We start from the raw sequence: 20,200 nt of genomic DNA, 5'->3' as shown, positions 1-20,200 counted from the left end.
GCCTCAGTCGGGCAACCGAGCGACCAGATCGGCGACGGTTTCATCTCCGCGAGCGCGCAGGGTCGCCACCAGCTCGTCGATCGCGACACCCACCGAGGCCGCCAAAGCGTCCCGCGTCGAACAGGCGTGCGCCGGGAGGCCCGTCAGCTGAGCGACAGCCTCTGACGCATCGTTGCTGAGCGGGGATGAGAAGACTGGTCGCAAAGAGGCCGAGTGAGTCGAACGATCGAGCACGAGGAAGACCTCGTCGCCTTCGATCACGCCAAGCGAGTCGGCCAGCTGCTTGAGGGAACCCAGTTGTGGTCCCACATGGCTCGTCATGAGCCAGGCGAAGTGGACATCCCGCGGATCGGCGCGAAGCTTCGTGTGCGCGCCAGGCTGCAGGCCGACGAACGTCGCGATCTCGGGCGGCGCCGATCGACCACTCCCCCGCATGAGCTCGCGGTCTGCTTTCAACCTCCAGAACAGCTGGTCGGCGCTGCGGTAATGCCCTGGGATGACGTGCGGTGTGTTGCGGGGTACGAACGGCTCGTCCGGGCCACGCAGCCAGATCTGCGGGCCCTCGTTGGCGAAGACCGGAGCGGCTCGCACCATCGACACAGAAGCGCGGCTCGCACCGAAACGCTCCTCGAGGTTGTCCTGCAGGTCGGTGATCGAAGAGGCGCCGTACTCCTCCAGGTAAGTCGTCATGAGTCCGGGAACCGAGGTGTACTCCTCGCCGCCCCAGGCCGCCAGCCCGACTTCGCGTGCACTCACTCGGGCAATGCGGTCATCCTCGTAGAGTCGCGCACGAAGGCCGCGGACACTTACACCGCCACCGATCGCCTCCGCCAGTGCATCTGGCGTCATCGGCACACCCCGCACCGAGAGGACGGCATAGGACTTCTCGACGATGTTGCCCGGCCAGAGCACGACCTCGTCGTCCACCCGTGCGATGCCAGGAATGCTGTCGATGAGCCAATCCACGAGCTCGGCATGGACCCCGCCCGCTTCCAGAACGTCACAGAGGGCGACGCGGTCGACGATCGGGCTCTCCGGCAGGAGCGGGACGGTGCTGGCCGTAGGGATGGTGAAGTCACGGCGACGGACAGTCTGCTCGACTCGTTCGTAGCCTGCGAGCCAGAGGATCAAGGCGCGCGGAAATCCCTCGGTGGACGCGAGGAAGGCGGCCTCGCCGGGGGTCAATGGTGCACACGCGCCGAGGCGGAGCTCCTGCGCAAAGACCTCCCACCGCACCACTCGCCACGCGTCGCTGGCCATGAGGTCCGGCACCCTGTCAGACAGTCTCCGCTGTACCTGACGGATGCGCTCGCGCGTCACTCCGTGCTGAGTTCCGATGTCGTCGAGCGTCCGAAGCGGAGCTTCTACGAGACGATGCTGAAGGATGTCGCGATCCCGGGGCTTCATCTCGTCGAACCAGCCTGCGAGAACGGTTTCGGCATCTGCCACAGGTGCGGGCTCGTTGAGCCTACGTGCGCGCAGACGGTCGACGGCGGCGGCGACATCAGCTGGCAGGGCATGGCCGACGACCGAGCCCTCCACGTCGGCCCAAGTGCGCAGCGGCCCCGCGAAGCGGGTCCACTCGATGACCAGGAGCAGGTCCGGGTCCGCCTGCATGGATTGAACGGCGTGGTGCACCGTGGCTAGCGGCCCGGATCCGACGAAGTCCTCGCGTGCGTAGTCGACCGCCGCGAGGAAGTCGAGGATCTGGTCTCGCTTGCCTACCCCGATGTTGCGCCAACCCAGGACGTCCTCCTCGGTGACGTCGAGGAGATCAGCAATCGTCGGGCCCGCGTTGTTGCTGAACCACTGGACGAGCAAGTCACCACCGCTGGAATCGCGCGCAGCTGCCAGTGCGAGCGAGTCGACCGAGAGGTGCGCAGCATCCACCAAACCTGGAAACCTGATCCTGAAGGGCTGCTGCGACAAGAGCCCGTCCCCCGAACTGTCCACGTCGGCACACTAGACGAGCCCTATGACGACATGGTCCCGATCGGTCCGGGAACGTCATGTGAGCCTTGACGCCGACCTGCTTCGTCACCTTTCATCACGTCGTGGCCTACTTCGGATGGCTCGACGGGGACGACTCGCAGCGCGATGCCATGCTCGAGGTGATCAAGCTGTTCGAGGACAGCTCGACGGTCGACGAGCTCGGCATCGGCAGCGTTCGTGACACGTTCTCCAACGCCTTCTTCCCAGGTACCTCGACGCTGCACACCCGCGCGAGGTACCTCCTGTTCGTCGCGTGGCTGGTCAACGACGTCGCCCGGCACCGGTGGCCGACCGAGCGCGCGCAGGCCGAGCTGCGTTCACGAGAGACCAAGCTCATCCACGCTCTCTTGGCCGGCGGTGAGGACCAGGGCGTCATCGGGCGCGACGCCAAGGGGACGCTGAAGACCATGCCCAGCGGCCTGTACTGGGCGAGCCTGGAGCATCTCGGCGTCCGGCACTGGCGTACGTCCATGGGTGGCTATTTCCGCAATGCCGTCCAGCACCGGCGGATCACGGACGACCCTGACGCCGACTTGGAAGGCCCTGACTCGCTCGGCATGACGGCGCTCCCGCCTGCGCCGGCGGCCCTCTTGGATGCGACGTCCTTCGACCTTGACCGGACAGAGGCGGAATACCTCAGGATCCGCATCGCCGAATCGACCCGAGGCACGGCCCTTGCATGGCTCGCGGTCAACCACCCACAGTCCGAGGCAACCTGGCTCTGGGAGCACGAGGCCCTGGGGGACTTCCCAGCCCAGCTTCGCGACCTTGTCGACCACGCCCGTCGCGTGCACCTCACGGCTACCGGCCCTGCGATCCTCTACAACGTCATGATGGCCGAGCTGATCGGGCACGACGAGCACCGCGAGACCTACGCAGAACTCCTCGACCAGTGGGCGCAGCGGCTTGACGACGAGGCCGTGCTGCGCGATTGGGACCGCTCGCGTTTCTGGCAGGTCATCCGACAGCACAACCCCCGCATCCGTCCAAGCACCCAGCGCTTCCTCGAGGAGTGGTGGAGGCTAGCGGGGAAGGGCCAGCACGCCTCGGAGGAAGCGAGGTCCTTGGTCACCGTCAGGGAGCTCAACCTGAAGCGCGGGCGCGCGCGGCTCACCTACCCCGAGGCCCGGTCCACGTGGGGTGTCGGAGCGGGCACGGGAGCGCTCGACTTCCGTTGGAGCATCGCTCGGGGCCACCTCAACGACATCGCAGCCGGCCTGGAGGCCTGACGTGCTGAACCCGGACACGCGACACCTGTTGACCGACGCCCTCCGCCCCCCACCGGGCTGGCGCATCGACGCAGCCCTCGCCACGACCTACACCCTCGACCTTGCCTCGCTGTTGCTCGCGCCGCTGTCGATGGCCGCGTACGACCAGGGCGACGGCATCGAAGGAGCGGCCCAGCACGAGCTTCTTGAAGCAATCCGACGCTACGCCGAACGCACCACGGTCTTCTGTCAAGCAGGCGGCATCCACGTGCCCGGGCGTTATCGCTCGCTCACGGTGTTCGCCGAGGACTCAGTGGTGGAGGTGACACCTCCACCGGGACGCGTGTTCCATCCCAAGGTCTGGCTCCTCCGCTTCGCCAACCCGGCTGGCGAGCTGACTCATCGCCTCATGGTGCTCAGCCGAAATCTCACCGGCGACCGCTCGTGGGACACCGTCTTCGCCACCGACGAGGCCCCGATCCATGAGGCGCACCTGTCTGCCCGCCCGCTGTCGCGCTTCATCGACGCGCTCACGTCGATGAACACCAGGCCGATGAGCTCGACGCGTCGGGCGCTGGTGGAGGACATGTCCTTCACGGTCCGAGACAGGTCCTTTGCCCTGCCCAATGGATTCACGAGCGGCCGTCTCCTGCCCCTCGGTGTGGGCGACGAGGACGGCTGGCCCATGGCGCGGGAGGCAGACAAGGCAGTCGTGATCTCACCGTTCCTCGATGTCGGCACGATCCGTCGCCTGCCGAAGGGAACGACGATCATCTCTCGGAGCGACGCGTTCGACAGGATCGGAGGCGAGACGCTGGACGGACACCAGCTCTTCGTCCTCCAACCGCACGCGGATGCGGCGCCCGAAGACGTCGACGGGGTGTCGGACGGGGAGACCACATCCGGGCCGCCGGGCCTCTCGTTGGAGATCAAGACCGGTCTGCACGCGAAGGTGCTCGCGTGGGACAGAGAAGGCATCGGACACCTGCTGACCGGATCGGCCAACGCGACCTCCGCAGCCTTCGGGGGCAACGTCGAGTTCGGGGTGCTCCTCGAAGGCCGCCCGCACGCGATGGGCGCTGCCGCGCTCCTCAAGGACTCCGAGAAGGAGACGGGGTTGCTTCGCATCGTTCAGCCCTACGCGCCCCCGGCGCAAGCCCAGGCTGATCGGGAGTACGACCTGGAGAGGGCTATCGAGGAGCTGCACGTAGCGCTCGCCGGCGCGCGGCCACAACTGCGTGTCTCTGAGGAAGGCTCGGGCTTCGAGGTCAGACTCGGCTGGTTGGACCACGTAGAGCTCGTCGGCGAGTCGTGGGTGCGCCCGATCACCCTGCGCGACCTCGCCGACCGGCCTCTGTCTGACGAGGTCGCATGGGTCGGACTCGGCCACAACGACCTCACCCCGTTCGTTGCCGTACGCACGCAACTTGAGCGTGACGGCACCACGGTGGAACGGGCAAGCGTGATCCGTGCCGACCTGCTCGGAGCCCCGGCGGATCGCGCGCGACGTGTGCTGCGCGAGCTGCTCACACGTGTCGAGGACATCCTCCGCTACCTCGCGTTGCTTCTCCAGGACCCGAGCATGGACGACCTCGCAGGTCAGCTGCTCGACGCGAGCAACGATGATGCCTCCGCTGGGGCGGCGACGACATGGACCACGTTCGACGACCTCGTGCTGCTCGAGCCGCTGGTTCGGGCGTACGCGCGAGGCGACGACTCGCTGGACCGGGTCGAACGTCTCCTCGACGACCTTCGCGACGAAGAGGGCCGATTGCCTGAGCTCGGCGAGGAGTTCGACGCCCTGTGGAACGTGCTCGCGCTGGCCAAGGAGGCACGATGACTGCGACCCCTCGGCCCGATGTCGAGAAGGAGCTGGCAGGGCTCAAGGACTTTCAGCGTGCGACCGTCGACCAGGTCGACGAACGGCTGTTCGGCGCCGACCCGACACGGCGGTTCCTCGTGGCGGACGAGGTCGGGCTGGGGAAGACGCTCGTCGCGCGCGGTGTGATCGCAAAGGCGATCGACCGCATGTGGGAGGACGTGGACCGTATCGATGTCGTCTACATCTGCTCCAACGCCCAGATCGCTCGGCAGAACCTCGCTCGCCTCCGCGTCGGCGTGGACGAGGAGGACAACTTCGCCGACCGCCTCACCCTGCTCGCGAAGAAGATCGACGGGTTGCAGGATCGCAAGCTCAACTTCGTCTCGTTCAGCCCCGGCACGTCGTTCAACGTCTCGGGAAGTGGGGGAACAGCGGACGAACGGGTCTTGCTCTACTGGATGCTCCGCACACAGCTGCCAGAGCTGACCGGCAACCACTGGCACAAGTTCTTCCAGGGCGGCGCAGGTCTCGAGAGCTTCCGCAACAGGATGGACTGGTTCGATCGCTCGACGCTCTCGGCGCGAATGTGCGAAGAGCTCACCGCTGAGCTTGCCTCGCTCGCCGGGGACGGCGACCACGCGTCCCTGCTCGACGAGGTGCGCGCGTGCTCCGAACAGTTCAAGTACAAGCGTGAAGGCTGGAAGCCCGACAGTCGACTCAGCAGCTGGCGTTACCGACTCATCGGCAGGATGCGGCAGCAGCTGGCCCGCGCCGCGGTTGCCGCGCTGGAGCCCGACATCATCGTCCTGGACGAGTTCCAGCGGTTCACCTCGTTGCTTCACGAGGACAACCCGGGCGCCGAGCTGGCGCGCGCGCTGTTCGACCACGGGGACGCGAAGCTGCTGCTCCTCTCCGCCACACCGTTCAAGATGTACACGCTGCCGGACGAGACGGAGGGTGAGGACCACTACGACAACTTCCTCCAGACCGTCGACTTCCTCACCTGGCCAGAGGGACCGGAACGCACCGAGATCGTGCGCCACAACCTGGTCAAGCTCCGGCAAGGCCTGATGACTGGCGATCGCGCCCTGGCGACCACCGCACGCGATGCCGTGCAGTCCGAGCTGCGCCGTGTGATGGTACGCACCGAACGCCTCGCGTCCACCCCTGACCGGGACGGGATGGTGGCGGCCGGCGCGCTACCAGGTCTGGCTCTGGAGCCGGGCGACGTCGCCGACTTCGCCTTCCTCGATCGAGTCGCCAGGGCGCTCGATCAGCAGGACATGCTCGAGTACTGGAGAAGCTCCCCCTACGTGCTCGAGCTCATGGACGGCTACGTCGTCAAGAAGGAGCTCGAGCGAGTCGGAGCCGACAGCGCCGAGGTCACTTCCGCGATCGTTGCGGCCCCACGACTGCTGCGCCGCGAGCACGTCAACGCCTACCAACAGCTCGACCCCGGAAACCCCAAGATGCGTGGCCTCGCCGCCGACGTCCTCGATCGCGGTGCGCATCGATTGGCGTGGATCCCCCCGTCGCTCCCCTACTACGAGCTGTCCGGTGCCTATGCCGAGGAGCAGCTGCGACACTTCACCAAACGGCTCGTGTTCTCGGCCTGGAACGTCGTTCCCAAGGCGATCTCGACCGTCCTCAGCTATGAGGCCGAGCGAAGGCTGCTCGATGCGAGCGGCACCGAGCGCCGGTACGACGCGACTCGCCAAACCGGTCTGCTCAACTTCGCCCGCAATGGCGACCGGTTGACCGGAATGCCCGTGCTCGCACTGCTCTACCCCTCAGCTGCGCTGGCCATGGCGGGCGATCCCCTCTACGTCGCTCGTGTCGTCGACGAACCACTTCCTCTGAGCCGAGCGACGATGACCAACGAGGTCCGCAAGCAGGTCGAGATGCTGCTCGCGACCCTGCCCCCGGGTGATGAGTCTGGTGCCGCTGACGATGCGTGGTACTGGGCGGCGCCGGTGCTGTTCGACCAGATGGCCCTGGACCTCCCGACACGTCAGGCGACGCAGTTCGACTACGGCACCGAGTGGGGTGAGCACGACTCGAGCACCCGCTTCGACGAGCACCTCCAACGGGCGGCAGCGGTCGATGCGACGATGCTTGGTCGTCGCCCCGGAGACTTGGTGGACGTCCTCACCCTGATGGCGATGGGTGGTCTCGGCGCGAGTGCCCTGCGGGCGCTGAGTCGGGTGACCGGAGGGCTGGACAACGTCACCGACCCGGGGGTGCGCAATCAGGCATCCTCCATCTCGTGGGCCCTGCGCAACCTCTTCAACCAGCCAGAAATGATCAGCCTCATCCGCGCCGAGTCCGACGAGACGGCGTACTGGAAGGACGTCCTCGCCCACTGCGTCGACGGCGGCCTCACGGCTGTCCTCGACGAGTACGCCCACATCCTCAACGAGAGCCTCGGAGTCGCCCAGCGACCAGCCACCGAGAAGGCGGACGCCATCGCTCGCGAGATGAGCGAGGCGCTCGGTGTGCGCGCCAGCGTCAACACGGCCACCGACCTCTCCACGCGAGGAGGGCGGCTCAAGCTCGAGACGTTCCGGCTCCGCAACCACTTTGCTGTCCGCTTCGGACGCGGCGTGGCCGAGGACCAGGCGCTGACCCGCGAGGGGCAGGTCCGACAAGCGTTCAACTCGCCGTTCTGGCCGTTCGTGCTGTCCTCCACCTCAGTCGGGCAGGAGGGTCTCGACTTCCACCAGTACAGCCACGCGATCGTCCACTGGAACCTCCCGTCGAACCCCGTCGACCTCGAGCAGCGCGAAGGCCGTGTGCACCGCTACAAAGGCCACGCCGTCCGTCGCAACATCGCGAAGGTCTACGGCGATCGTCCGGAGGTGACCAAGGCGGACGACCCGTGGGCCACGGCGTTCGACCTCGCCGCGGCCGATCGGCCTGAAGGCGAGACGATGGTGCACCCCTACTGGGTGTTCCCACTCCCAGATGGCCACCACATCGAACGCTACGTGCCCGCGCTCCCGCTCAGCCGGGAGATGCACGCCTACAAGCGACTGATGCGGACGGTGGGTGCCTACAGGTTGGTCATCGGACAACCCCGCCAGGAGGACCTGCTTCGCTACCTCGGCGACGACGCCGAGAAGCTGTCGGACCTGTTCATCGACCTGAGCCCCGCGCCGCGCAGCTGACCCGCGTCAGTCGCAGTTGTCGCACAGCCCGGTGGCTGGGACCGCCATGTTGCACGTCGGACACACGGCCGCAGGCCTTGGCGGCGTCGCAACTCTGCGGCGTCGGTCGACCGCTGCCGCGAGGGTGGGTGCGAGCGCGGCGGACCCACCATCCTCCGGAAGGCCAGAGGCGCTGGCCCACCGGTAGCACTCCAGTCGGGCCCGCGCGGCGTGGTTCTCGCGCTGCATGACGTCCTCGAGCAGCGGGATCCCTTCGACTGCCAGCACGGCGTTGTACCCCTCGCCCACCATCCCTGTGCCTTCGCTGCTGGATCTCCTCGCCGAGCTCGCTGTACTCGATCACCGCGTGGTACCGACCCGCGACCTCCATAAGGATGTCGAAGGCGGTATCCGCCCAGACCTCCTTGTTGCTCACGCGTCGCCCGAATCGAACTCGTTGATCACGCGGACCTCGAGCTCAAGCGATTCAGCAATGCGGTCCAGGAACTTGGTGGACGTGACGAACCACTCGGCCCCCGCTCGCCTCGTGCGAGTGCCTGCGTGGTCAGCTGCACTCAACCACGCATGGAACTGCTTCTCCGTCGCCGCCGACTCCACCGACGGGTAGACCCGAAGAAGGATCGGTTCCTCCGGGAGCGCTGTCAGGCGTCCCGCCGAGCCAGTTCGGTAATACACGTCCTTCGCAGAATGTCCCACCTTGAGCAGCGTCTTCCCGGTCTCTTCGTCCACTCGGTGCTTGAGGTAGTGCGGGAGCGTGTAGACGTAGACGCCAGGCGTGCCATCGTCTTCGGCCTGCTTCGACTTCGCTACCGCCTGGTCCACCTCGACGGCCTGCGCCTCGGAGTCCTCGGCACGACTCTGGACTGTGGCCTCGAACGCCAAGAGGTCGTCGCGAAAGCGGGCGTCCAGGTCCAATGTCTTGAGCCAGCGCCGCATCTTGGCAGCAAGACTCCGCGCGGCCCATGGACTGGTCGGTACCTCCCACTTGAGCAGGGCCTCAATCTGGAGCCGATAGTTGTAGACGAAGGCCGCGCCCTTGTTGCCCTCGGCCTCGGCGATCTCCGCGGGCGTCTTGCCGTCGAGCTCGTACTGGTAGATCCGCCCCGTGAGGGACTCGTCCTGGAGGAGAAGCTGCTCGACGGCGCGGTGGCGGTCGTATGGCTCATCGGTGCTGGTGGTCGCCTGCGCCGTAAGTGCGGGCAGGTGGCTCTGGTCGCTCATCTGTCGTCCCTCACGCACCGAGTTGAGTCTTAGTGAAGTACGCCGAATGGCCCGGCACGCTGCGGGTCACGCTTCGGTTCTTGATCCTGGGGAACTTGGTCTGGAAACCGGCCTGTCCCGCAGCTTGCTCGCCCGCGGAACCTGCGGCGTAGAGGTACTTCAGGACCATGTCGTTGGCCGACCAGTAGTTCCAGACCGTGCCGCTCACGGAGTCGTTGAGCGTGCGCCAGTCACCCTTCGCACCGACAGCAGCCCCGAGGAGATGGACGTCCTCGAGCTTTGGGGTGCCAGATCGGGTGCCCAACAATTGGGCTGCCGTCGTCATCACGCGCGCCCCCAGGCTATGGCCGACCAGCACGAAAGCCGGCTCGTCCGTCCGCGAGATGAGGTCAGCCAGGACGGCTCCTGTCATGCCCGCGCGCGCTTTCGCCACCGACCATGGGTTGGCCGCAACGTCCTTGGCGAGGAGGAGCCATCCGAACCAGGAGGCACGGCCTGCAGCCTTCTTCGTGGCAACGCTGGCCGCTTTCTTGGCAAAGGCCATCCCCGCCGCCTTGCCGGCACCGGCCGCGGCGAGCGAACCGAAGACCTTGAGCTCCTTCGCGCCCCAGTGGATGCGGTACACAGGACGGTCGGGGTACCGGTCGTCGATCAACCGTCTCCACGTACCCCACCCGTCGTCCTTGTCGGTCAGAAATCCGCTCGCCAGCAAGACTGGCGCTCCGACGCCGTCACGCAGCTTCTCCACTCGGAAGGACGAGTCAGCGCCAACGTAGGCGGACGTCGCCGTCGCACCGATCGTGCCTCCCAGCCCGGCGCCTACGGCTGAGACCACGGCTGTTCCGCCCGCCATTCCAAGTCCACCGGCGGCCACCGAGCCGCCACCCAGCATGGCCAGCCCATGACTTGTCGCAGCGGCGCCGTAAAGGCCCGTCATGCCACCCAGTGCGCCTCCGATCGCCGGTGCGGCCAGCCAAGCAGCAGGTCCGACGACAGCCGCAGAGACCACCATCGCCCCTACCACCTTCGAGGTGCGCGAGAGGTTCATGGACTCGTACGTCAGCCAGTCAGCCCAGTCGTCGACGGACCCGACGGCAGATGCCATCTTGTCGAAACCAGCCACCTCGTGACGGTGTTCAGCGCAGTAGCGGGGCTTGGTGAGCGCCGATGTCCCGCGGTTGGACATGTGCTTGCAGGACGGCGTAGCGCACGCGATCGTGGGCGCACCGCATGATCCGCACAGGTAGGTCCTCGCCGGCCCGCGGAAGGCCTTCACCGCGCGGTGCTCTGCCTGCGTGAAGCACGCCGAGCACCAGCCCAGGCGGGTCTCGCCGCCGAGCTCAGTCACCATGTCCGCGATGACCGCAGCTGCCCACTGGTGCGCTCCGGCCTGCTCCTGGTGGCTTTTGCGCCTCTCCTCCGACCGAAGGCGCCGGCGGAACGCCTCGTGCTTCGCATACGCCCACGCGTTGGTCACCAGCGCAGCGTTGCTCGTCAGCTCCGAATCACCGTGCACGGCTGGCGTGACGTCCTCGAGGGTCCCCGAGACGGTGATTGAGAGCCCACCTTTTTCAACCGTGCACTCAAAGCCGTCGCGCCCGCGCGGCTGATAGGCCACATCGGCCATGTTGTCCCCCGTCGTGATGTGGTGTTAGTTGCCCTGGTCCTCGCGAATGGCGAGTGCGGGCAGGTTGTCGACGATCTTCATCGTCTCGAGGCTCACCGTGACGATGCGGGCGAGCAGGTCGATGATGTAGCGAGGGTCCGACACTTCCCTCGACCAGTCGTTGGGGTCGTTGACAATTCCCGACGCCTTGTCGGTCTTCACTTGGTAGCGATCGATGATCCACTCCACGGCCGAGCGGGAGCCGAGCATGTAGCGGTACGCCGCCTCAGGGATCCCGCCGAGCTCGATGTGGGAGTTGTAGACGACCCTGGTCTTGTCGGCGACGAGCTTCTTGGTCTCGGGGTCACGGACCTTGGCGAAAGCCATCTTCTGGACCCGGAAGAAGTCGTACCTCGCATCGCTGGTTGAGCTTGTCGAAACCGGCTCACCGTCGAGGCCCTGGAGCGGGTACGGCGTCACGGTCTCGTAGCCCAAGTGAAGCTCCGACAGCTTCTGGCCCGCCTCGACGAATGGCCACGGTTCCTCTACCAGGGGGATGCGGGGCAGCATCTTCTTGAGGTCGGCGGCGTAGGTCTCGCGATACTCCGGTGAGTGCAGGAGGCCGTAGACGTAGAAGAAGATCTCGTCCTTTGAGAACTCGCCATATGCTGCTCGAAATTGACCCTCGACAACTTCCGAGATGTTGTCGATCCTACGATCGCCGTTCGCCGACAGGTCGTCACCTTCGGAAAGCGAGAGCATGTCATCTTGTTGTTCCTCGTAGCGCCACCGACCGAAGAATTGCCCCCCCTCTGAACCCCAGAAATTGAGGTCGGGAACGGCGTCTGTCATAAGGCACGAAAACGGTTTAGTGGCACCCGGGGCCGTGACATAGAAGCCCAGATTATCTGCGCCGGTGACGGGGAAGTAGTCGCGCACGGTCCTAGGACGATGAATCCACGCGAAGTCGGCGTAGAGTAGCGACGCTTGGAAGGGCCTATAAACCGCTCTAAAAGGGGGATCCGTCGAAAGCTCAAGCACGCGACCACGCTCCAAAGACCCTTCCAGAGAGGAGGACCACTTGATCTTCTTCGAATCGTTGGTTCGCCGTCCATCGAGCGCGGCTGCGTAGGTTTGATTAGCGAGCGCCATGGCTGCACCTAGCCGCTTCTCGCCATAGTTGTACACCCACGTGTCGCGATTAGTGGCAACGCCCATGGCGTAGTCAACGAATATAGATGCTCCAGATCGATCACCGATTGGCAAGAAAGATCCAAATCTGTGGTCCCGTTGATCGAGCCAGTCACCGTCAGCGTTCGGGGCGATCACACGAGCGTCGAGTTGCGTAATGGGTGGTAGGGATGAAACCCATGTCAACTTCTGTTCTCTCGTGAGCCGGTCGCCCACCTCCGAGTAGCGAATCTCCGCGGGACCGCGGAGGTTGTCACTGCGCTTGATCAAGAGGGTCACTGCGACACCTGCTCGGCTACCGGCACCAAAAACTCCGCCACCTTCCTTCTGGCGAGCGTCACCAGCGCCGAGCGCACTTCCCCGAAGATTCAGAATGTAAAGTGTCGAAAATTCTTCCGCAAGAGCAAGGCGCATGCCATCCGCCGTATTTGAGTTGATAAATCCGCTATTTGTTACGAATGCCACCAATCCATTTCCACGGATTCTGAGGGACGCCCACTTGATCGCGCGTATATATGAGTCATAGAGAGAGTTTTTGTTGGTAGCGCGCGACCGGTCAGCAAATGACTCTCGGATGGCACGGTCGAGCCCGGCATACGATCGGTTGGCGTTGTCGTCGTTCGCAGATTCCTGCCGTGAGGAGTAGGGCGGATTGCCGACGATCACCGTGATCGGTAGCTGCTTGAGCCGCTCGAGGCGCTCGTTGTTCTCCGGGAAGACGTCGAGGTCCTGGCGGTCGTCGTCCTCCCAGGACTGGAAGGTGTCGGTCAGGATCAGGCCGGGGAACTCGACGTACTCGTGGCCCGGATCGGCGGCATGCTTGCCACGGCCCGGCGCAGCGACCTGCGTCATCACGTCGTAGTACGTCGTCTCAATGTTGACCGCGGCGATGTAGTAGGCCAACAGCAGGATCTCGTTGGCGTGCAGCTCGTTGGCGTACTTGCGGGCGAGGTCCTCCGGCTTGATCAGCCCTGATTGGAGAAGGCGGACCATGAAGGTACCGGTGCCGGTGAAGCCGTCGAGGATGTGCACGCCCTCGTCGCTGAGGCTCTGGCCGAACTCCTGCTTGAGCACGTCGTCTGCCGACTTGAGGATGAAGTCGACGATCTCGACCGGGGTGTAGACGATGCCGAGCTTGTCCACGGTCTTCTTGAAGGCCGTGGCGAAGAAGGTGTCGTAGAGCTCGATGATGATCTTCTGGCGACCCTCGGCGGTGTTGATGCCCTGGACGCGCATCCGGACCGACTCGTAGAACTTCTCGAGCGTGTGGTTCTCGTCGTCGACGTTGTGCTCGTCGAGCGCGGCGAGCATCCGCTCCATCGCCTTGGCCACGGGGTTGTGGTCGAGGAACTGCGAGCCCTCGAAGAGCGCGTTGAACACCGGGCGTGTGATCAGGTGCTGAGCGAGCATGTCGATCGCGTCGCTGCGGCTGATCCCCTCATTCAGGTTGCCGCGCAGGCCGCTGAGGAAGACGTCGAACTCCTTCGAGACGTCCGAGGTCTCGTCGGCCAGCAGTGCGTTGATCCGGGTCGTCTGGCGGGTGGCGATGTCGGCAACCGACTTCGCCCAGTCCTGCCAGTAGCGTCGGGTGCCGACCTTGTCGACGATCCTGGAGTAGATCGCGTCGCGCCAGGCGTCCAGGTCGCCGAAGGCGAGCTGCAGCTCACCCTGACCGCCGTCCTTGCGGTCATCACCGCCGACGCCGATCACGTTGATCTTGCGGTCTCGGTCGGACGTCAGGTCGATGCGGTTGACCATTGCGTCGAAGCGCTCGTCGTGGGCCCGAAGCGCCTGCAGGACCTCCCACACGGCTGCATACCGCTTGTTGTCGCGCAGCGCCTCCTCCGGCGACATCCCGGACGGGACGCCGACAGGCAGGATGATGTAGCCGAACTTCTTGCCCGGCGCCTTGCGCATCACGCGACCGACCGACTGGATGATGTCGACGACGGACTTGCGCGGCGACAGGAACATCACCGCGTCGAGCGCGGGCACGTCGACGCCCTCGGAGAGGCAGCGAGCATTGGTGAGGATCCTGGCGTGGTTGGGCTTGGACTCCGCCTGCAGCCAGTCGATCCGCGTGTTGCGCTCCAAGGCGTTGAAGGTGCCGTCGACGTGGCGGACCTGGCAGGTCAGCGGCGACGCGCCCGACTCGTCCTCGAGGTTGACCTGGTCGACGTAGTAGCGGGTGACGTCGGTGAAGAGCTCCTCGATCCGCTTCGACGCCTGAATGTTGCCGGCGAACGCGACGGCTCGCCGCATCGGCTCGGGGTCGTCGGCGAAGTCGTGCTCGGCCTTGCCGCGCTTGGCCAGCCCGTTCCAGCAGCCGACGATCTTCGCAGCGTCGTCGAGGTCGAGCTCGTGGTCGCCGTCGGAGAGCTGGGACTGGAAGGTGCGGGCGACGGACTCCTCATCCACTGTGAGGACAAGGACCTTGTAGTCGGTGAGCAGGTCGGCCTCGACCGCCTCGCCGAACCCGAGCCGATGGAACTCGGGACCGTAGGTCTCCTCGTCGTCCATGGACGCCAGGACGACGTTCGACTGGCCCGCCTTGGCGCGCGAGGTGTCGTCGTAGATCCGAGGCGTGGCGGTCATGTAGAGCCGCTTCTTCGCTCGGAGGTAGTCATCGTCGTGGACCCGGACGAAGGCCGACTCGGACTCGCCGGCGAGCGTCGCGCCGGTGGTGCGATGGGCCTCGTCGGAGACGATCAGGTCGAACCTCTCGCCGTCGATCGCCTGGGCGACGACGTCGATCGACTGATAGGTCGCGAAGACGACGGTCAACGCGGACGTGTCCGCCTTTGCATCCGCCAGACGCTTTCGGAGGACAGCGACGTCCGTGGTCGCTGGCAGGGCGAGGTCGGTGGTCGAGATGTCCTCGTCGGCGTTGGCCGAGCGCTTCGTCGACTTCGCGTCGGAGCAGACCGCGAGCGGCCGGATCGGCAGGTCGGCCTCCCCGACCCACTCGCGCACGGTCTGCGACAACAGGCTGATCGACGGCACGAGGAACAGCACGCGACCGCCCGCGCCGACGTTCTCCTCCGCCAGGCGCAGCGACGTGAAGGTCTTGCCCGTTCCGCAGGCCATGATGAGCTTGCCGCGATCGGTCTCGCCGAAGCCGGCGACGACCTTGTCGATCGCGGTGCGCTGGTGGGGCCGCGGGGTCTTCTTGCCCTGGAGCGGGAGGACCTCGGGGGTCTCGAGCGAGAACAACGACCAGTCGACGCGTGACGACTCGAGCTCGCTCATCCCGATACGGCGCACCGGGACGAGCTGGTTGCGGATCGCGTCCTCGGCGTTGCTGCCCCACTTCTCCGTGGTGGAGACGACGATGCGCTCCTTGAACTCCGGCTGCGCCGTCCCGGGGCTCTGCTTGCCGGACGCCGAGAGGAACGAGTCGATCATCTGCTTCGAGACGACCGTCGTCGGGGCGAAGAACTTGCACTGGATGGCGACCTTGTCACCGGTGATGCGGTCCTGGGCGACGAGGTCGATGCCGGTGTCCGGCTTGCCGGCGCGTCCGGGGTACTCGCTCCAGAGCCAGACGTCGGAGAACTGGTCCGCGAAGACGGGGTCGACCCGCAGGTACGCCTTCACCAGCCGCTCGAACTTGCTGCCCTTGTCGGACTCCGAGATGGCGGACGCGCGCAGCTCGTCCAGGACTTCGTAGATCGTCGACCCCATGGGGCTGTTCCTATCAAGAGCGGGTGAAGTAGACACTGCTTTGGCGATTCATCTGTCAGGCGAGTCTTGTCACACGTACCCTCGTCGCCGCAGGACAGGGGGAAATCATGCCGTTGATCGCTGGTGGCGGGAGCGGCGCCGTTGCGGCGTCGTCCCACGCGGCGTGCGAGCGCTTCCGGCACACCGACCCGCTGATGACCGGGATGACCCGGAGGGCACTGGCGCGCCACGTCGGCAAGCCCGACTCCGCGGGCAAGATCCCGGAGGCGCGCTGGGTCAGGGCGATGGCGTTCGAGGCCGCGGTCAACAACGTGTCGTTCGTGTCCGAGCTGCTCACCCGCGCGGTGGGGCTGCTCGAGCTGGACCGCCCGAGCGCCGTCCGGGTCCGGTCGTGCTCGGACAGCCCTGACGCAACTGCCAAGGAGCTGGCACAGGCCCACCTCGCCGCGGAGTACGCGGGCGAGGCCACCATGCTACACCGCCTGGCCGTGCCCTTCCTCAGCCTGGAGCGGGAGGACAGCGCGACGGCCATCAAGCCAGACTTCGCGATCGTCGCGCCGCGCACCACCAATGGCCGCGCGGTCGGCTCGTGGCTGATCATGGGCGACGCCAAGGACTACGAGCGCGTCCGCTCACGGATCGACGACCAGCGCATCCTCAAGGGCTTCCTGCAGGTCGCGCTCGGCGCCGAGTCTGCCGCCACCTGGAGCAGGTTGCCGTCCGGGATGGAGGTGCACCAGTTCGGCGCTCTCGCCGTGCCCCGCAACGTCTACCTGCGCCCCGAGGCGATCGTGGAGGACCTGTCGGACCACCGCCGCGAGGTCCGAGGGCGGGCCGAGGAACGCCTCGAGCTCTTGCGAGAGCTCGAGGGCGAGACCATCGCCGCCGACCAGCTCGAGTCCCACCTCGAGCACCTAGTGGCGACGTACGACCCTCGCAGCTGTGCGTCGTGCAGCCTCTTCGCCTACTGCCGCGACGAGCTCAGGTCCTCGTCGGACCCCGCGGCCCTCCTGCTCGAGCTCGGGATCGCCGAGCCGACCCGGACGAGTGTCCTCGGACTGGTCGACGGCACCGGCGAGGTCGGCATCGCGCCGACGAGCGTCGTCGCGAACGTGACCGCCACGCTGAGCGGACTGCCGCACTGGACGGGACGTCGCCGCGTCGACATGGCCGGCGTGCTCGGCTCGATCAACGTCGTCCTCGCCAAGTCGGACTCCGCCGCACTCGGCATCCACGGCATCGCGGTCCAGCGAGTCGACGGCACCGGTGACGAGGAGTGGACGTGGCGTCACTTCGAGCGCACCAACGCCACCGAGACACGGCACGAGGTCATGGAGATGCTGGGCCGCAGCATCCGGGACGTGCATGCGGCGGGTCAGCATCCGGTCCACCTCGTCGTCCCGGACAAGCCGTCCGCCGACCTGCTGGCGACCATGGCCGACTCGCTGGCCGGCGTCGAGCTGAGCCGGATCCGGTGGGAGCGCGACCTCGCCGAGGGACGACCCGCACTCACCTTCGACGGCGAGGAGGCGACGGTCCCGGAGCCCCTGTCGGACGACGCTCGTCTCGCAGTCAGCTTCCTGCTCGAGGAAGACCGCGCGCGCGCGTTCACGCTGCGACAGCCCATCGTCGTCCTGCGCGACGTGCTTGCCTCCCACATGGTCGCCGGTGGACCCTCGGTCGACTCCGGTCGTCTCGACTACCTGGTCGAGTGGGGTGAGGCGTCGTCGCCGGTCGACCACCGCGCGGTGTCGGACGACATCGCTGGGCGCCGTCACACCCCGGGCGCCCGACTCGGGAACCTGTCGTCGGACGAGATCCACCGCGCGGGTCGACCGGGCAAGGGCAACCCGAAGGTCTACGAAGACCTCGTCGCTGCCGCGCTGGACTACCGCATCGACGTCCTCTGCCGGGCACTCCGACTCCTCGACGAGGTGCCCGACTCGCGGCTGCGCGACGTCCACCGCGTCCTGGAGGGCGACGCCCAGCAGGTGTGGGGCCGCCGCCTGTCGCTCGAGGCCTCCGACCTGGTCCGGTTCTCGCGGACCTACCGCTACTGGCGCAATGCCCTCGTCGACGTGCTCGACGCCGACGAGAAGTGCCGGGAGCAGCTCGCCGTCCTGGCCGACCACGAGTACGCCACCGACCGAGCGCGCGACGCAGGCACGCGCCACCTTGCCGTCGCCCGCGTCGTCGCCGTGGCGCCGGTCCGCCTCGACGTGGCGTCGCGAAGCATCGCTGACGGCAGCCTGGTCGCGATGCTCCACCGCAACGCCTCGCCGTACGTCGAGGGCTCGAGCACCACGCTCAAGGTGCAGGCCGGGAGCTTCAAGCTCGGCAACGCGTCGATCGGGCCTCTCTCCACGGACGACGGGGACGGGCTCGTCTGGGCGCCGCTCGTCGACCCCAACCTGAGCGTGGGCGACGCGGTCGTGCTGGCGGACATGGAGTGGTTCGGTGGCGGCTTCAGGTCCGGGCACGAGCTCGCCGTGAAGCGTCCCTCTCTGGACGGTCTCGCCGCACCCAAGGCGTCGTGCACGCCGTCGTCGTACGCCCAGGATCCCGAGACGCACAAGTGGTGCTGCCGCTCCCACGAGGACGCAGAGGCCGAGTGGTCGGACGAGCTTGCCGCTCGCCGGGAGCGCGGTGAGCTCAACCCCCAGGTGTGGCCTCCCGTGGTCGACCAGGAGCGCTTCGACATCCCGCTCGACGACGATCCACTGGCCGGGGTCGAGGACGTGCCCATCCCGGATGGCCTGACCACAGATGACCTGGGTGACGCATGACCGTGCACTTCTCGCCGTCCCTCTCGGAGATCGGTGACGCCGCCCACCACTCGGAGGCGGCCGCGGGCAACATCACCGCTGCGAGCGAGGCCACCCGCGCACTGATGGACGCGCTCAACGGAGTGTCGGACCACGACAAGGTGTTGCTACGCGCGGCTGCCGGCGCGGGCAAGTCGTACGCCCTGGTGACGATGGTCAAGGAGGCGCTGGCCAACCCGAACTGCGCCCGAATCGCAGTGACCGCTTTCAAGAACAGGCAGATCTACCCGCTCGCTGCTCGGCTCGGTGAGGAGGTCGGCAAGGACAAGGTGTGCCTCTTCGTCTCGGCGAAGCGCCTCGCTGAGGTGCCGGACGCTGTCGCCTCTGCTGTCACCGTCGCGACGACCACGAGCGCCATCCCGGAGAACGTCTCCATCGTCCTCGGCGTCTCCCACAAGCTCGGGGCGCCGAGCGAACCCCGCCGACTCAGCGACCACCTGGGTGCCGGAGCCAACGGCAAGACGGTGTTCGACGTCCTCTTCGTTGACGAGGCCTGGGAGATGGCACTCCACCTCTACGACAAGGTGCAGCGGCTGGCGCCGATTACCGTCGGCGTGGGTGACGTCGGCCAGCTTCCTCCTATCGACGCGAGCCAGAACCCGTGGCGGGGCGACGCCGGCTACAACCCCTACCGGGCGTGGCCCACCGCCTACGAGCGCGCATCGACCACCTTCTCGGTCGACCTACCGGCCGTCTGGCGCCCGACCGGCGAGCAGCTCCTCCTCTGGCGCGCGTTCTACGGCTCGTGGGACCGGCTCGACTGCGTCGCGGCTCCGGGCGACCGGTCCATCTCCCTCCCCTCGATGTCCGAGCCGGCGATGTCCGTCTGGCAATCGGTCGCCACCGGCGTCCCCTCGCTGCTCGAGGTCAGCGGCCTCCCGCCCGCGGAGGCGGCCGACATCGACCAGCCCCTGCTCGCCGTGGTCGAAGAGCTGCTGCGCGAGCTGCTGGCCGGCGGCTTCTCGTGCACGGAGCGGAAGTACGACGACGTCGGCGCCCCCGGGCCCGTCGTCTCAGTGTCGTCCGACGCACCTGACGGCGATCCCCTGGTCGTGATCCTGGCGACCCGCAACCAGGCGGTGGACGACGCTACGGAGATGGTCGAGCGGCTGACCGAGGAGCTCGACCTGCCGGAAGGGCTCCTCCACGTGTCGACCGTCGACAAGTGGCAAGGCCAGACAAACCGGATCACCGTCGCGCTCCACCCCCTCTCTGGGGCGGCCGAGCTCGACGAGTTCAACTCGGCATTCGGGCGGCTGGCTGTCACCTGCACCCGCGCGACACACGGCCTCCTGATGGTGGCCAGAGCCGGTCTCGACGACCTGCTCGATGGCGCCCCTGCGCGGCCCGGCACGCCGTTCGGCGAGCCGGGGACCAGGTCGTTGCCTCGCCAGACGCACCAGCGGATCCTGCGGGCGTTCAGTCGCGGGGTGTGGGACACCCGTGCATGAGCCCTATCGCCGGACCTGGGTCGCTCGCCGCTG

At 66.7% G+C, this 20,200-nt stretch carries 9 protein-coding genes; 5 read left to right on the top strand and 4 right to left on the bottom strand.

The genetic code is table 11. The features are described from left to right. Positions 1–3: 3 nt before the first annotated feature. Positions 4–1,953 carry a sigma factor-like helix-turn-helix DNA-binding protein gene (locus tag KDN32_RS02375; protein WP_211730515.1) on the bottom strand — a complete coding sequence of 650 codons (1,950 nt, stop codon included), beginning with the start codon at positions 1,951–1,953 and terminating at the stop codon, positions 4–6. A 101-nt stretch (positions 1,954–2,054) separates the two neighbouring features. On the opposite strand from KDN32_RS02375, the gene KDN32_RS02370 reads away from it, so the two are divergent. From KDN32_RS02370 to KDN32_RS02360, 3 genes are read left to right on the top strand one after another with little or no spacing between them, the layout of a single operon-like run. Then, positions 2,055–3,221, top strand: coding sequence for a DUF6361 family protein (locus KDN32_RS02370; RefSeq protein ID WP_211730514.1), 1,167 nt, complete (start codon positions 2,055–2,057; stop codon positions 3,219–3,221). A gap of 1 nt (position 3,222) precedes the next feature. Next, positions 3,223–5,040 carry a phospholipase D family protein gene (locus tag KDN32_RS02365; RefSeq protein WP_211730513.1) on the top strand — a complete coding sequence of 606 codons (1,818 nt, stop codon included), beginning with the start codon at positions 3,223–3,225 and terminating at the stop codon, positions 5,038–5,040. Further along, entirely contained in the window at positions 5,037–8,189 is a 3,153-nt protein-coding gene (locus KDN32_RS02360) for a DEAD/DEAH box helicase (protein ID WP_211730512.1), read from the top strand. Before KDN32_RS02365 ends, KDN32_RS02360 begins: the two co-directional genes overlap by 4 nt. 411 nt (positions 8,190–8,600) lie before the next feature. On the opposite strand, the gene KDN32_RS02355 is transcribed toward KDN32_RS02360, so the two are convergent. The 3 genes from KDN32_RS02355 to KDN32_RS02345 are packed head-to-tail and all read right to left on the bottom strand — an operon-like array spanning position 8,601 to position 15,891. Continuing rightward, positions 8,601–9,410, bottom strand: a complete 810-nt coding sequence (locus KDN32_RS02355) for a hypothetical protein (RefSeq protein ID WP_211730511.1) — start codon at positions 9,408–9,410, stop codon at positions 8,601–8,603. Positions 9,411–9,420: 10 nt separating this feature from the next. Further along, on the bottom strand, positions 9,421–11,037 hold the full coding sequence (locus tag KDN32_RS02350) for a DUF726 domain-containing protein (RefSeq protein WP_249216334.1): 1,617 nt from the start codon (positions 11,035–11,037) through the stop codon (positions 9,421–9,423). A 24-nt stretch (positions 11,038–11,061) separates the two neighbouring features. After that, positions 11,062–15,891 (bottom strand): DEAD/DEAH box helicase, encoded by a 4,830-nt coding sequence (locus tag KDN32_RS02345; RefSeq protein ID WP_211730510.1) that lies wholly within the window; start codon positions 15,889–15,891, stop codon positions 11,062–11,064. Positions 15,892–15,998: 107 nt separating this feature from the next. On the opposite strand from KDN32_RS02345, the gene KDN32_RS02340 reads away from it, so the two are divergent. Together KDN32_RS02340 and KDN32_RS02335 are read left to right on the top strand one after the other, a co-directional pair. Continuing rightward, a complete protein-coding gene (locus KDN32_RS02340; RefSeq protein ID WP_211730509.1) occupies positions 15,999–18,677 on the top strand; it encodes a hypothetical protein in 2,679 nt (892 codons plus the stop codon). Further along, on the top strand, positions 18,674–20,167 hold the full coding sequence (locus KDN32_RS02335) for an AAA family ATPase (RefSeq protein ID WP_211730508.1): 1,494 nt from the start codon (positions 18,674–18,676) through the stop codon (positions 20,165–20,167). Before KDN32_RS02340 ends, KDN32_RS02335 begins: the two co-directional genes overlap by 4 nt. Positions 20,168–20,200: the final 33 nt, after the last annotated feature.

The sequence above is a fragment of the Nocardioides palaemonis genome (genome assembly GCF_018275325.1).
Taxonomy (GTDB): Bacteria; Actinomycetota; Actinomycetes; order Propionibacteriales; family Nocardioidaceae; genus Nocardioides; species Nocardioides palaemonis.
This window is presented reverse-complemented; position numbering and strand designations above follow the sequence as displayed.

What these genes read in the sequence shown, in the direction of transcription:
- KDN32_RS02335 (WP_211730508.1), top strand. Translation starts at nt 18,674, where the DNA reads ATGACCGTGCACTTCTCGCCGTCCCTCTCGGAGATCGGTGACGCCGCC.
- KDN32_RS02340 (WP_211730509.1), top strand. Translation starts at nt 15,999, where the DNA reads ATGCCGTTGATCGCTGGTGGCGGGAGCGGCGCCGTTGCGGCGTCGTCC.
- KDN32_RS02360 (WP_211730512.1), top strand. Translation starts at nt 5,037, where the DNA reads ATGACTGCGACCCCTCGGCCCGATGTCGAGAAGGAGCTGGCAGGGCTC.
- KDN32_RS02355 (WP_211730511.1), bottom strand. Translation starts at nt 9,410, where the DNA reads ATGAGCGACCAGAGCCACCTGCCCGCACTTACGGCGCAGGCGACCACC.
- KDN32_RS02350 (WP_249216334.1), bottom strand. Translation starts at nt 11,037, where the DNA reads ATGGCCGATGTGGCCTATCAGCCGCGCGGGCGCGACGGCTTTGAGTGC.
- KDN32_RS02345 (WP_211730510.1), bottom strand. Translation starts at nt 15,891, where the DNA reads ATGGGGTCGACGATCTACGAAGTCCTGGACGAGCTGCGCGCGTCCGCC.